The following is a 13,350-nucleotide window of genomic DNA, read 5'->3' on the forward strand; positions in this document are numbered from 1 at the left end:
GCTGAGGAAAACCGCCTTTACTCATTGGCTTTCAAGGATGAGAAAGCATCGAATGAAGGCATTTTGCAGGGGCAAAATGCTTGCAGAAAGTTTGGAATACCATAATATGACATTCCATCAACCGACTGCTTTGTCAGGTACACCCGCCTAGGGACAGCATCAATAAAAGCGCCTGACCGTTTCAAGTTTCAAGGCCCATTGGACCTACTGCTCCCGATTAAGCGGGCGACAAAGCCCGCTCAAAAACACAACAAATGAGGGCGTGAACATGGTGTTGAACAAACGTGCAATGGCAGTCCTGGCGGCTGGCGTGCTGGCTTTATCGAGTGCCGCCGCCAGCGCCGCTGACAGCGTCAATTTCGTCAGCTGGGGCGGCTCCACTCAGGACTTCCAGAAAGAAGCCTGGGCAGCGCCATTCAGCAAGGCCAGCGGCATTACGGTGGTGCAGGACGGCCCGACCGACTACGGCAAACTCAAGGCCATGGTCGAAAGCGGCAACGTGCAGTGGGACGTGGTCGACGTCGAAGCCGATTTCGCCCTGCGCGCCGCCAGCGAGGGCCTGCTGGAGCCCCTGGACTTCAACACCATCAAACGCGACGAGATCGACAAACGCTTTGTGACCGACCATGGCGCAGGCTCCTTCTTCTTCTCCTTTGTGCTCGGTTTCAACGAGAGCAAGGTAGGCGCCAAGCCTCCTGCCGACTGGTCCGCCATGTTTGACACCAAGACCTACCCCGGCAAGCGCGCCCTTTACAAATGGCCAAGCCCCGGCGTACTCGAACTGGCGCTGCTGGCCGACGGCGTAGCACCCGACAAGCTCTATCCGCTGGACCTCGATCGCGCCTTCAAGAAGCTCGACACCATCAAGAAAGACATCGTCTGGTGGGGCGGCGGTGCGCAATCGCAGCAGCTGCTTGCCTCCGGCGAAGTGTCGATGGGCCAGATGTGGAACGGCCGGGTCTACGCCCTGCAACAGGATGGCGCGCCGGTGGGTGTGAGCTGGAAGCAGAACCTGGTCATGGCTGATTTTCTGGTCGTGCCCAAGGGCGCAAAAAACAAGGACGCTGCGATGAAGTTCATCGCCAATGCGACCAGTGCCAAAGGTCAGGCAGACTTCTCCAACCTCAGTGCCTACGCGCCGGTCAATACCCAAAGCATCGCTCGTCTGGACGAGACACTGGCGCCCAATCTGCCGACTGCGCACGTCGCCGACCAGATCACGCTCGACTTCGCCTACTGGGCCAAGAACGGTGCCGACATTGCGACACGGTGGAACGAATGGCTGGTCAAGTGAAAATGACCGCTGTCGTCCCTCGTCAATCCAACCCGGCCGGTGGTGCGTCAAGCACTGCCGGTGCGGCCTGCCACAAGGCTACGAGCATGCAGCCATCCCCTTCTCTCGCGCAGCGCTGGCGTGGCAGTCGCAACCTGCTTCCGGCGCTGTTGTTCCTGGGCCTGTTTTTCTTCGCGCCATTGATCGGCCTGCTGCTGCGCGGCGTACTTGAACCGGTGCCCGGCCTGGGTAATTACGAGCAGCTGTTCGCCAACTCGGCCTATTCCAGGGTATTGCTGAACACCTTCTCGGTCGCCGGGTTGGTCACGCTGTTCAGCCTGCTGCTGGGCTTCCCGCTGGCGTGGGTCATCACTCTGGTGCCACGCGGCTGGGGGCGCTGGATCCTCAACATCGTACTGCTGTCGATGTGGACCAGCCTGCTGGCCCGCACCTATTCGTGGCTGGTACTGCTGCAGGCTTCGGGCGTCATCAACAAGGCGCTGATGGGCATGGGCATCATTGATCAGCCGCTGGAGATGGTGCACAACCTGACCGGCGTGGTGATCGGCATGAGCTACATCATGATTCCGTTCATTGTTCTGCCGTTGCAGGCGACCATGCAGGCCATCGACCCGATGGTGTTGCAGGCCGGTTCGATCTGCGGCGCGAGCCCATGGACCAATTTTTTCCGGGTATTTCTGCCGCTGTGCCGTCCGGGGCTGTTTTCCGGTGGCCTGATGGTGTTTGTCATGTCGCTCGGCTATTACGTCACACCCGCGTTGCTGGGTGGCGCACAGAACATGATGCTGCCCGAATTCATCGTCCAGCAGGTGCAGTCGTTCCTCAACTGGGGTCTGGCCAGTGCCGCCGCCGCGTTGCTGGTTCTGATCACGCTGGTGCTGTTCTACTTCTACCTGAAGCTCCAGCCGGAATCTCCGGTCGGTGCCAGTAACGCGAGGTAAGCCGCCATGCTCCTGACACCCAATGCCATGAGCCCCGGTCTGCGCACGGGCCTGTACCTGACCACCGCGCTGATCGCACTGTTTCTGCTGCTGCCGATCCTGTTCATCATCCTGCTGTCGTTCGGCTCATCGCAATGGCTGGTGTTTCCACCGCCCGGCTGGACGTTGAAGTGGTATCAGCAGTTCTTCTCCAATCCGGACTGGATGGCCGCAGCGATGTCCAGCCTCAAGGTTGCAGTCCTGACGACCATTGCCTCGGTAGCGCTGGGCCTGCCGACCGCCTTTGCGCTGGTGCGCGGGCGGTTTCCGGGGCGCGACATTCTGTATGGCGTGTTCACATTGCCGATGATCGTGCCACTGGTGATCATCGCGGTGGCGGTTTACGCGCTGTTCCTCAAGCTCGGCTACACCGGAACGCTGTTTTCCTTCGTCGTCAGCCATGTGATTGTCGCCCTGCCGTTCACCATCATCTCGATCATTAATTCGCTGAAGCTGTTCGATCAGTCCATCGAAGATGCCGCAGTGATCTGCGGCGCATCGCGTTTGCAGGCGATCCGCAAGGTGACCTTCCCCGGCATCCGGCCAGGCATGATGGCCGGCGCGCTGTTTGCGTTTCTGGTGTCGTGGGACGAAGTGGTGCTGAGCGTGATGATGGCCAGCCCGACCCTGCAAACCCTTCCCGTGAAAATGTGGACCACGCTGCGTCAGGACCTGACGCCCGTCATCGCGGTCGCCTCAACGCTGCTGATCGCGCTGTCGGTGGTGATCATGTTCATCGCTGCGACCCTGCGTCGGCGTAACGAAGCCAGGAGTATTTCATGAGTGCCGTGATCAAAGACCCCGCCCGCCCACAGCAGAAACCGCTGGTCGCGCTGTGCAACCTGAACAAGCATTACGGCAACTTCGCTGCCGTCGACGACATTTCCCTGGATATCCAGGACGGCGAGTTTCTGACCTTTCTGGGCTCCAGCGGCTCGGGCAAAAGCACCACGCTGTCGATGCTGGCCGGGTTCGAAACACCCAGCTCAGGCGAGATTCTGGTGGGCGGCAAATCGCTGGTGAATGTACCGCCGCACAAGCGTGACATCGGCATGGTCTTCCAGCGCTATTCGCTGTTTCCGCACCTGTCGGTGCGCGACAACATTGCCTTCCCGCTGGCCATCCGCAAGCTGCCTGCTGCCGAGCGTGAAAGGAAGGTCGATGCGATGCTCAAGCTGGTCCAGCTGGAAGAGTTCGCTCACCGCCGCCCTTCGCAACTGTCCGGCGGCCAGCAACAACGGGTCGCCATTGCCAGAGCGCTGGTCTACGAGCCGCGCATCCTGCTGATGGACGAGCCACTCGGCGCGCTGGATAAAAAACTGCGTGAAGACCTGCAGGACGAACTGCGTCAGTTGCACCGCAGGCTGGGCATTACCATTGTCTACGTGACCCATGATCAGGAAGAAGCCATGCGCCTGTCACAGCGCATTGCGATTTTCAGCCACGGCAAGATTGTCGGTCTGGGCAGCGGATACGATCTGTATCAGAACCCGCCGAATGCCTTTGTCGCCTCATTTCTCGGCAACTCGAATTTCCTCAGGCTCAAGGCTCAGGGCAATGCCGTGGCGACGTTTGAAGGCAACTCGCTGGCGATTCGCCTGACCTCGGGGCTCAAGACCGATCAGGACGTGTTGCTGATGGTGCGTCCGGAAAAGGCTCAGGCATTGAGCGTTTCCCAAGCGGCCGCAACGCCGCTCGAAGCCGGCTGGAATGAGGTCAGCGCGAACGTCACCGAGGTACTGTTTCTGGGGGAAAGCCAGACCTGCTCGGTGGTGACCACCGGTGGCACGGCAATGACCGTCAAAGCGCTGTCGGCCACCGGCATGCCGCTCCAGGCCGGTGATCCGGTGCGTGTGCGCTGGGCCGCCGCCGATGCCTGCATCTACACCGAATGGACAGACACCGACCTGAACAAGGCAGCAGGCGCGCACTGACGGTGCTCAGACAGGCGCATGGTGCAAGGCGAAGTAATCGCGCAGAAACGCCACAGTGACGCGAATCTTCGCCGAGCTCATCAGCGGTGATGTGTGCACGGCCCAGATATCCGCATCCTGCCGATATTCGGGCATGACCTGAACCAGCCGACCTTCAGCCAGCTCGCTGCGTACATCCCATAGCGAGCGCAATAACAGTCCTCGCCCGTCCAGACACCACTGGCGGGCGATTTCGCCATGGTTGGTCGACAGGCTGCCGGTGACCTTCACCGTTTCTGCGCCCTGCGGCCCGTGCAGATGCCAGATGCCGAACGGCCGGTCGCGCTCCTTGATGACCAGGCAATCGTGATTCGCCAGTTCGCCAAGGCTGACGGGCGTGCCGTGCTGCTGCAGATACTCCGGGCTCGCGCACAGTACCCGCCAGTTGCGGACCAGATGCCGGGCACGCAGATGCGGCGCGATTTCGTTGCCAACGCGAATATCCAGATCCACGCCCTCCTCGATCAGGTCCACCAGCCGGTCCTGAATATCCAGCCGTATGTCCAGCTTCGGGTAGCGCGCTGCCAGCTCCGACAAGGCAGGCGCCACAAAGCGGCGGCCGAAACCCTGACTACTGACCACCCGCAACAGGCCGCTCGGCTCGCCGTGCAACGCCGCAACTTCATCGCCCATCTGCTGCACGGATTCAAGAATGCCCTTGGCCCATTCGTAGACGCGCTCGCCGTCTTCGGTAATCGATACTTGCCGGGTGGAACGGTGCAGCAATACCACGCCCATGTTCTGCTCCAGCAGCTTGACGCGCTTGCTGACATACGCGGCGGACATGCCCAACTCATTGGCAGCCCCCACGAAACTGGAGCGCCGCGCAACGTGAATGAACACATTCAGGTCATCCAGATTCGGATAGTTCACGGTTCGTGTTTTCTCAATCCATTAATCGACTGATTATCTTTATACCGTGCGCTTATAACATCAGTCACTCGCAAAAATTCATCGCAAGTCTTTCGCCTGGAGTGCTGACCATGAACAACAAGAAACTGCGCATTGCTGCGATTGCCGGAGACGGCATCGGCCTTGAAGTCCTGCCTGAAGGTGTCAAGGTGGTCCAGGCGGTTGCCGCAAAACACGGGCTGGAGCTGGAATTCGAGTACTTCGAATGGGCCAGCTGCGATTACTACCTGGCGCACGGCAAGATGATGCCGGACGACTGGTTCGAACAGTTAAAAGGCTTCGATTCGATTTTCTTCGGTGCCGTGGGCTGGCCGGACAAAGTACCCGACCACATTTCCCTGTGGGGCTCGTTGCTCAAGTTTCGTCGCGAGTTCGACCAGTACGCCAACATCCGCCCGGTGCGACTGTTCCCCGGCGTGCCCTGCCCGCTCGCCAATCGCAAACCGGGCGATATCGACTTCATCGTGGTGCGGGAAAATACCGAAGGTGAATACTCGTCACTCGGCGGGATCATGTTCGAGAACACCGAAAACGAGTTCGTCTTGCAGGAGTCGGTATTCACCCGTCGCGGTGTCGATCGCATCCTCAAATTCGCCTTCGAAATGGCCAGCAACCGCGAGCGCAAGCACGTCACCTCGGCGACCAAGTCCAACGGCATGGCCATCAGCATGCCCTACTGGGACAAACGCACCGAGGCGATGGCCAGCCAGTACCCGGACATCAGTTGGGACAAACAGCACATCGACATTCTCTGCGCACGCTTCGTGTTGCAACCCGAGCGCTTCGACGTGGTGGTGGCGTCCAACCTGTTCGGTGACATCCTCAGCGACCTCGGCCCGGCGTGCGCTGGCACCATTGGCATCGCACCGTCAGCCAACCTCAACCCGGAGCGCAATTTCCCGTCGCTGTTCGAACCGGTGCATGGCTCGGCCCCGGACATCTTCGGCCAGAACATCGCCAACCCGATCGCGATGATCTGGTCAGGCGCGCTGATGCTGGAATTCCTGGGTCAAGGCGATGAGCGCTTCACGACGGCGCATGACGAAATCATCACCGCTATCGAACAGGTGATCGCCAGCGGCGAGGTCACGCCGGATCTGGGCGGTACACTTTCGACTCAGCAGGTGGGTGCGGCAATCGCCAAGCGGCTTGGCGCAGCCTGCTAAGCGGTTGACTCGACCTTGGCTGGCGCGCCCCGCTGTTCGAGCAACTCCACGAAGCGAGTCAGGCTGCGCGACACCGTGCCCCGGCGCCAGATCAGCCAGGTGTGCAGATAACGAAACTGCTCGGAGAGTGGCCAGATACTGACCGTGGTGCAGCCAGGCATGCTTTCGAGCATGCTGCGCGGCATCAGCGCCAGCCCGGCACCGGCGCTGACACACGCCAGCATGCCGTGGTAAGACTCCATCTCATGGATCTTGCCCGGCACTGCCGCATCGTCGCTGAACCAGCGTTCGAAGTGGTGCCGGTACGAGCAGTTGGCACGAAACGCATAGATACTTTCACCACTGACATCACGTCCACGCTTGACCGGGGTGTGATTGAGCGGCGCAATAATCACCATCTCCTCTTCGAATACCGGCACGCCTTCCAGAGAGGGGTGCAGCACCGGCCCGTCAACGAATGCCGCAACCAGTCGTCCGGCCAGAACCCCGTCGATCATGGTGCCGGACGGTCCGGTCGAGAGGTCCAGTTCGACCTTGGCGTTTTGCTGGTTGTAGGCAGCAAGCAATGCCGGGATACGCACGGCTGCGGTGCTTTCCAGTGACCCCAGCGAAAACGGCCCTTGCGGCTCTTCCCCGGAAACAGCAGAGCGCGCCTCCTGTACCAGATCCAGAATCCGCCGAGTGTAATCGAGAAAATTCCAGCCGGCGGGCGACAGGCGCAAGCGATGCTTTTCGCGGATGAACAGGTCCACGCCGAGGTCTTGTTCAAGCTGCTTGATCCGCGTGGTCAGGTTCGAGGGCACGCGATGAATCTGCTGTGCGGCTGCACTGATGCTGCCATGCTCGGCGACGGCCTTGAAAATCTCCAGCTGGACCAGATCCATGCTTTTCTCCATACGTGAACAATATGATCATTATTATTCAGTTTTCGAAAGCATAGCACGCCGATATGCTGGTCTCACTCCCACCTCAACAGGATGGCGCAATGACCACTGTCAACAGCAACACCCACGCAATCTCGATCAACCCGGCGACCGGCGAACAGATCGGCCACTATCCGTTCGAATCAGAAGCGGCGCAGGACAGTCTACTTTCGCGTGCAGCAGCCGGGTTTGCGGGCTGGAAGCGCAAGCCGGTGCAGGAACGTGCGCAGTTGATCGTCGCCATGGGCAAAGCCCTGCGCGACGACGCTGACAACATTGCCCGGATGATCAGCCAGGAAATGGGCAAGCCAGTTACACAGGCCAAGGGCGAGGTCGAGAAATGCGCGCAGCTGTGCGATTGGTACGCGGCGCACGGCCCGGCGATGCTGGTTGCCGAAGCGACTCAGGTCGAGCACGACAAGGCGCGCATCGAATACCGTCCGCTGGGTCCGATTCTCGCGGTGATGCCGTGGAACTTCCCGATCTGGCAGGTGCTGCGTGGTGCGATTCCGACCTTGCTGGCTGGCAATACCTATGTACTCAAGCATGCGCCCAACGTGATGGGCTGTGCTTATCTATTGCGTCATGCGTTCCAGCAAGCGGGTTTTCCACAAGGCGTGTTCGAAGTGCTCAATGTGCTACCAGAAGGTGTTTCGAGAGCCATCGCTGACCCACGCATTGCGGCCGTGACGCTGACCGGTAGCGTGCGGGCCGGTCAGGCGATCGGTGCTCAGGCCGGGGCGGCGCTGAAAAAATGTGTGCTGGAACTGGGCGGCTCTGACCCGTTCATCGTGCTCAATGACGCCGACCTTGATCAAGCCGTGAAGGCTGCAGTGATTGGCCGGTTCCAGAACACTGGGCAGGTGTGTGCGGCGGCCAAGCGCTTGATCATTGAGCAAGGCGTGGTTGAAGAGTTTACCCGTCGGTTCGTCGAGCAGACGCGCCAGCTGGTGGTGGGTGATCCCCTGTCCAGAGAGACCTACATCGGGCCGATGGCGCGCTTTGATCTGCGCGACGAGCTTGATGCGCAGGTGCAGGACACGCTGGCTGAAGGCGCAACCCTGTTACTGGGCGGCAACAAGGCGGATGGCCAGGGCAATTACTATGAGCCCACTGTGCTGGGCGATGTCACCGACCAGATGACCTCGTTCCGCCAGGAACTGTTCGGCCCGGTGGCTTCGATCATCACCGCCCGCGACGCGCAGCATGCCTTGCAACTGGCCAACGACAGCGAATTCGGCCTGACCGCGACGGTGTACACCCGCGATCTGGCGCTGGCAGAGCGAATGACCGAAGAGCTGGAGACCGGCGGCGTGTTCATCAACGGCTACAGCGCCTCAGACCCGCGCGTGAGCTTCGGCGGCGTGAAGAAAAGCGGTTTTGGCCGAGAGCTTTCACACTTTGGCGTACGCGAGTTCTGCAACGCCCAGACCGTGTGGCGGGATCGTCACTGAAGTATCCGAGGGAGAACACTTATCGTGCCCATGCGTGAGGAACGAGAGGTGCCCGAAAGTACGCTATCGTGCCCACCCCGCGTGGGCACGCCTTTCTGGACGCTCTGCGTCCGTTTTTCATACGTGGCGCGACGTGATCAGTCGTCGCCGGTTTCCACGACCGCCGGCTCGCCAATGGTGTAGAAGTGCCCGCCAGCAACATAGTGCAGGCTACGCCATTTCGGGTCGGCTTTTTCGAACTCCCAGTGCCCGTCGTTGAAGACACGGGTATCGGCCCAGGCGCCCACTACTTCGCCAATGAACAGATCGTAAGTCTGTTGATTGTGCGGCTCGGGAATGACCTTGCAGATCAGCCACGCCGAGCATCCGACCACCAGCGGCGAGTCGTGACCGTCGATGCGGAACAGGTCGACGTTGGCCTTGTCGAGCTTGTCCGGGGTGAAGACCCTGCTCTGGGTGCCGACGTCGAAGGTCATCTGCAATTGATCCAGATTGGGCACTTGCAGCGCAAAGTATCCGCTCTTCTCGACCAGCCCGCGGGTCTTGGTCATCTTGTCGATCACCAGCGTCACCTTGGGCGGCGAGAAGTCCAGCGCACAGGCCCAGGCCGCAGCCATGACGTTATGCGTGCCCTCGTGACTGGATGACACCAGCACGGTCGGCCCGTGGTTAAGCAAGCGGTAGGCTTTTTCCAGCTCGACAGGACGAATGTGATTGTCCACTTGAAACCCTCGGAAACATGATTCGTACCGCTACCGACAGAGCAGCGAAATAAGGCATTCTGCGTGCGCCAGCCGCACTGAGTCGCGCGGTTGCAAGCATCCGTTCACCCACTCTTGAGGCATCGGATTGACCAGCATAGACAGCCACAACTCCAAAGTGTTCGCCCTGATCCTGGCGGCAGGCAGCAGCAAACGTTTTGATGGCGATAAACGCCAGGCGCTGCTGCCCTGCGGACGGACCTTGCTGACGGCAAGTCTCGACAACGCCAGAAAAGCATTCACTCAGGTGGCGGTGATACTGCGTACGGACGATGACCGCGAAGCACTCGGTATTCCCGCAGAGATTACGGTCATCCGCAGCGAACACGCCGGCCTGGGCATGGGCCACAGTCTGGCCAGCGGAATCGCCGCCGTGGTGAACTCGTCATCTGATGCAGTGGCAATACTGCTCGCAGACATGCCGTGGATACAGCCGCAGACCTTGCGCAATCTGTTGATGCTCGCTGACCCGCAGCGTATTGCCCTGCCGATGCATGAAGGCCAGCGCGGCCATCCGGTGATCATCGGACGCCGGTTCTGGCCGGAGCTGCTGAAACTCGAAGGTGATCAGGGCGCCAAGGCCCTGATCGCCCATAACCCCGACCTTTGCGATGTAATGGACTGTGACGACCCGGGTATCCTGCTCGATGCAGACACACGTTCGACGCTGGCTATGGCCTGCCAGCAACACCTTGCAGATCGCTGCGACTGACACCGTTGGCGACCCGCAGGATATCGGCCATCACTGCAATCGCAATTTCCGCAGGTGTCTTGCTGCCGAGGTTCAAGCCGATCGGCGCGTGAATGCGCTCCAGCGCCTCGGCACCCAGCCCGCCAATCCGCGCCAGGCGCTCGATACGCTTGCTGCTGGTGCGCATCGAGCCCATTGCACCGATATAAAACGCCTCGGTGCGCACGGCTTCCAGCATGCTCAGGTCATCCAGTTTCGGATCATGAGTCAACGCCAGCACCGCCGTCGAACTGTGACAGCCGCCTTCAGCAATGAACACGGCCGGCAGGACCCCGCGTACTTCGACGCCCGGCATCGAGAACCCCGCAGTGACTTCGGTACGCGGATCACAGATGATCACTTCGTAACCCATGGCCACGGCAAAACTGGCGCAGAATTCGGCGACGGGCGAGAGTCCGGCAAGCAGCACGCGATAGACCGCGCCCATCCGCACGCTGATGCGTTCGTCGTTGATCTGTACCCGCGCCTCACCCAGTGAGGCAGGCCCGACGTCTCTCTGTACACCGCCCAATTGCACCTCTCTGCTGACCAGCTCACGTCCGGCCAGCGCCTGCTCGATGGCCGCCAGATGCGCATCAGCTTCAGGACTCGGCGCAATGAACTCGATCAACACATCCAGCACACCACCGCACGGCAAAGCCCGGGTTGGCGCAAAGCCGCCATCCCCGTAGCGAACCACCTGATTGACCGGCTGAAACTGCCCGGCAGCGACGCGTTCGAGAAAATCTTCTTCCACGCAGCCGCCAGACAACGAACCGCGATGCTCGCCACTGTTCAGCGCCACCAGCATTGCACCCGGCCCGCGCGGAGCTGAGCCGAACGTCGAAAGCACCGTACACAGCCAGACTGGCTTGCCACTTGCCAGCCAGTCACGTGCCTGCTGTACCACCTGCAAATCGAGTTGTTTCATTGTTACAACCCTGCCATCAGTTTTTCCTTGGTGATCGGCAGGCTACGCACACGCTTGCCCGTCGCGTGGTAGACCGCATTGGCCACTGCCGCGGCCAGCCCGGTCACACCGATCTCGCCAATGCCACGCGCGCCGAACTCGCCAAGGTTGTAATCCGGGTAATCGAGCAACAGGACATCGATGTCCGGCTGATCGGCATGCACCGGCACCACGTACTCGGCGTAGTTGTTATTCACCGGCATGCCCGTGCGCGGGTCGTACTCGGCGGCCTCGAACAGCGCCATGCCGATGCCCATGACAATCGCGCCTTCTACCTGATTGCGCGCGGCCAACGGGTTGACCACCTTGCCCACGTCAATGGCGCTGACCACCCGCGCAACCCGCAGGCTGGAAATGCCCGGATCCCAGCGCACCTCAACAAAATGCACGCCGAACGACCGGAATGAATACTTGCCGGCTTCAGGCATGCCGCTCTGGAAGTTGCCTTCGGCACGCGACAGGCGCTGCCCCTTGAGCACGTCGACAAAACTGGCGCGTTGCTCGCCGAGCACCAGTTGACCGTTTTCGACCTTGATCGACTCGGCGTCCTGCCCGGCGAATATCGCGTCCTTGCTGACGGCGTACTGGCGCAGCTTCTGCAGCGCTTCACGCGTAGCACCGGCAATCGCCGGCATGACGCTGGCGGTGACCCAGGAACCACCCGAAACCGGGCCAGCCGGAAAGGATGAACTGCCCAGCTCCACTTCGACACGCTCAATCGGAATGCCGGTCAACTGGCTGACAGTCTGCGCGACGATGGTGTAGGTTCCGGTGCCGATGTCCTGCAAGCCACATTGAGCCAGTGCAGTGCCGTCGGAACGCAGAATGACCCGCGCATCGGTCGGCACCTGATAGGCCTCCCAGTTGCACGCCCCCATGCCGTAACCGATGATTTCATCACCTTCACGCATCGACCCTACTTCAGCCTTGCGCGCCTGCCAGCCGAAACGTTCGGCGGCCTTGTCGATCGCTTCCGGCAAGTGGTTGCTCGACCACGGCAAGCCCATGCTCTGATCCATGTCAGACAGGTTCAGCTTGCGAAACGCCAGCGGGTCGAGGCCACTGGCCAAGGCCATTTCGTCGATGGCCGACTCCAGCGCAAACAGGCCCGGTGCCGCGCCCGGTGCGCGCATGGATGTGGGCGTACCGCGGTTGATCGAGCTGATCTTGTGGCTGACCAGCACGTTGTCGCAGGAATACAGGCTTTTGGTCACGCCGCCGCAGTTCTCGGTGTAGTCATCAAGCATCGAGGTGTTGTTGAGCGACTCATGCCGGATCGACACCAGCTTGCCACTGGCATCGGTGGCCAGACGCAGGCGCTGACGGGTTTCCGGGCGGTGGCCCACGGTGGTGAACATCTGCGCACGCGGCAGCACCAGTTGCACCGGCCGACCGGTGACTTGAGCGGCAGCGCAGGCCGCCACAGAGTGCGGCCACGGCCATAGCTTGCCGCCAAAACCAGAGCCAATGAACGGCGCTCGCACTTCCACGCGATCAGGCGACAGGTCGAACACGTTGGCCAGCAGGTTGCGATGGTTGACCACGCCCTGAGTGCTCTCGTAAACGAACAGCTTGCCGTCCTGCCACCACGCGGTGCTGGCGTGCATTTCCATCGGGTTATGCACCTCAACCGGCGTGGTGTAAGTCTGGTCGATCTGCGTCTTGGCGCTCTGAAACGCGCTGTCCGGGTTGCCACGGTTATGGCCCGCACCGCCGTCACGGACGCCATTGACGCGCATGCCTTCCTGCAGATCCTTGACCGCCGGACGCTGTTCGTAATCGACCGTCACGCGATGAGCAGCCGCCCTCGCCTGTTCGAAACTTTCGGCGACCACCAGCGCGACGAACTGACCGGGGTAGTAAACCCGGTCATCCTCAAACGGCAGTCGGTGCTCGTCGGCCTTGCTCGCCGAGAGCATCTTGGCAAAGCTCAGTTTGGTAGTGGGGGTGCGGTGCAGCGCGGGGAAGTTGCCATGATGAAAAATCTCGATCACGCCAGGCATGGCTTTCGCCTGCTGGTCGTTGATCGCCGCCACACGGCCGTTGCCAATGGTGCTGTAAACGCCGTAGGCATAGAGCATTTTGCCCATGGGATGGTCTGCGGCGTAGCGCGCTTCGCCACTGACTTTCTTGCCGCCGTCGATACGACGCTGCGGCGTGCCGATAATGTTTTCGCTCATGAGAAAT

Annotated in this window: 12 protein-coding genes; 7 read left to right on the forward strand and 5 right to left on the reverse strand. The window is 60.8% G+C overall.

The window, feature by feature from the left end:
• Window positions 1-268: 268 nt before the first annotated feature.
• From N018_RS14950 to N018_RS14965, 4 genes are read left to right on the forward strand one after another with little or no spacing between them, the layout of a single operon-like run.
• Window positions 269-1,294, forward strand: coding sequence for an ABC transporter substrate-binding protein (locus tag N018_RS14950; protein ID WP_025390099.1), 1,026 nt, complete (start codon window positions 269-271; stop codon window positions 1,292-1,294).
• Window positions 1,279-2,235 (forward strand): ABC transporter permease, encoded by a 957-nt coding sequence (locus N018_RS14955; RefSeq protein WP_024644516.1) that lies wholly within the window; start codon window positions 1,279-1,281, stop codon window positions 2,233-2,235. Before N018_RS14950 ends, N018_RS14955 begins: the two co-directional genes overlap by 16 nt.
• A 6-nt stretch (window positions 2,236-2,241) precedes the next feature.
• Entirely contained in the window at window positions 2,242-3,057 is an 816-nt protein-coding gene (locus N018_RS14960) for an ABC transporter permease (RefSeq protein ID WP_024644517.1), read from the forward strand.
• Window positions 3,054-4,208: an ABC transporter ATP-binding protein gene (locus N018_RS14965; protein ID WP_025390100.1), complete on the forward strand. Its 1,155-nt coding sequence runs from the start codon at window positions 3,054-3,056 to the stop codon at window positions 4,206-4,208. The genes N018_RS14960 and N018_RS14965 overlap by 4 nt, the downstream gene beginning before the upstream one ends.
• Before the next feature lie 6 nt (window positions 4,209-4,214).
• Here the strand turns inward: N018_RS14965 and N018_RS14970 are convergent, their stop codons facing one another.
• Complete coding sequence (locus N018_RS14970; protein WP_025390101.1) at window positions 4,215-5,120, reverse strand: LysR substrate-binding domain-containing protein; 906 nt, start codon at window positions 5,118-5,120, stop codon at window positions 4,215-4,217.
• 110 nt (window positions 5,121-5,230) lie between these two features.
• Here N018_RS14970 and N018_RS14975 point away from each other — a divergent pair, with 110 nt between their 5' ends.
• A complete protein-coding gene (locus N018_RS14975) occupies window positions 5,231-6,325 on the forward strand; it encodes a tartrate dehydrogenase (protein WP_025390102.1) in 1,095 nt (364 codons plus the stop codon).
• On the opposite strand, the gene ptrR is transcribed toward N018_RS14975, so the two are convergent.
• Window positions 6,322-7,209, reverse strand: a complete 888-nt coding sequence (gene ptrR / locus N018_RS14980; RefSeq protein WP_025390103.1) for a putrescine utilization regulator PtrR — start codon at window positions 7,207-7,209, stop codon at window positions 6,322-6,324. The two genes, N018_RS14975 and ptrR, sit on opposite strands and share 4 nt — an antisense overlap.
• Window positions 7,210-7,310: 101 nt before the next feature.
• On the opposite strand from ptrR, the gene N018_RS14985 reads away from it, so the two are divergent.
• Window positions 7,311-8,702, forward strand: coding sequence for an aldehyde dehydrogenase family protein (locus N018_RS14985; RefSeq protein ID WP_025390104.1), 1,392 nt, complete (start codon window positions 7,311-7,313; stop codon window positions 8,700-8,702).
• A gap of 137 nt (window positions 8,703-8,839) precedes the next feature.
• Here N018_RS14985 and N018_RS14990 read toward each other — a convergent pair whose 3' ends face one another.
• Complete coding sequence (locus N018_RS14990; RefSeq protein WP_025390105.1) at window positions 8,840-9,424, reverse strand: flavin reductase family protein; 585 nt, start codon at window positions 9,422-9,424, stop codon at window positions 8,840-8,842.
• Window positions 9,425-9,551: 127 nt separating this feature from the next.
• Here N018_RS14990 and N018_RS14995 point away from each other — a divergent pair, with 127 nt between their 5' ends.
• Window positions 9,552-10,175 carry a nucleotidyltransferase family protein gene (locus N018_RS14995; RefSeq protein ID WP_025390106.1) on the forward strand — a complete coding sequence of 208 codons (624 nt, stop codon included), beginning with the start codon at window positions 9,552-9,554 and terminating at the stop codon, window positions 10,173-10,175.
• On the opposite strand, the gene N018_RS15000 is transcribed toward N018_RS14995, so the two are convergent.
• Both N018_RS15000 and N018_RS15005 read right to left on the reverse strand, forming a co-directional pair.
• Window positions 10,135-11,124, reverse strand: a complete 990-nt coding sequence (locus N018_RS15000; RefSeq protein ID WP_024644525.1) for an XdhC family protein — start codon at window positions 11,122-11,124, stop codon at window positions 10,135-10,137. The two genes, N018_RS14995 and N018_RS15000, sit on opposite strands and share 41 nt — an antisense overlap.
• 2 nt (window positions 11,125-11,126) lie before the next feature.
• A complete protein-coding gene (locus tag N018_RS15005) occupies window positions 11,127-13,343 on the reverse strand; it encodes a xanthine dehydrogenase family protein molybdopterin-binding subunit (RefSeq protein WP_025390107.1) in 2,217 nt (738 codons plus the stop codon).
• Window positions 13,344-13,350 lie beyond the last annotated feature (7 nt).

Origin of the sequence: Pseudomonas syringae CC1557, assembly GCF_000452705.1 — a bacterium.
Classification (GTDB): domain Bacteria; phylum Pseudomonadota; class Gammaproteobacteria; order Pseudomonadales; family Pseudomonadaceae; genus Aquipseudomonas; species Aquipseudomonas syringae_F.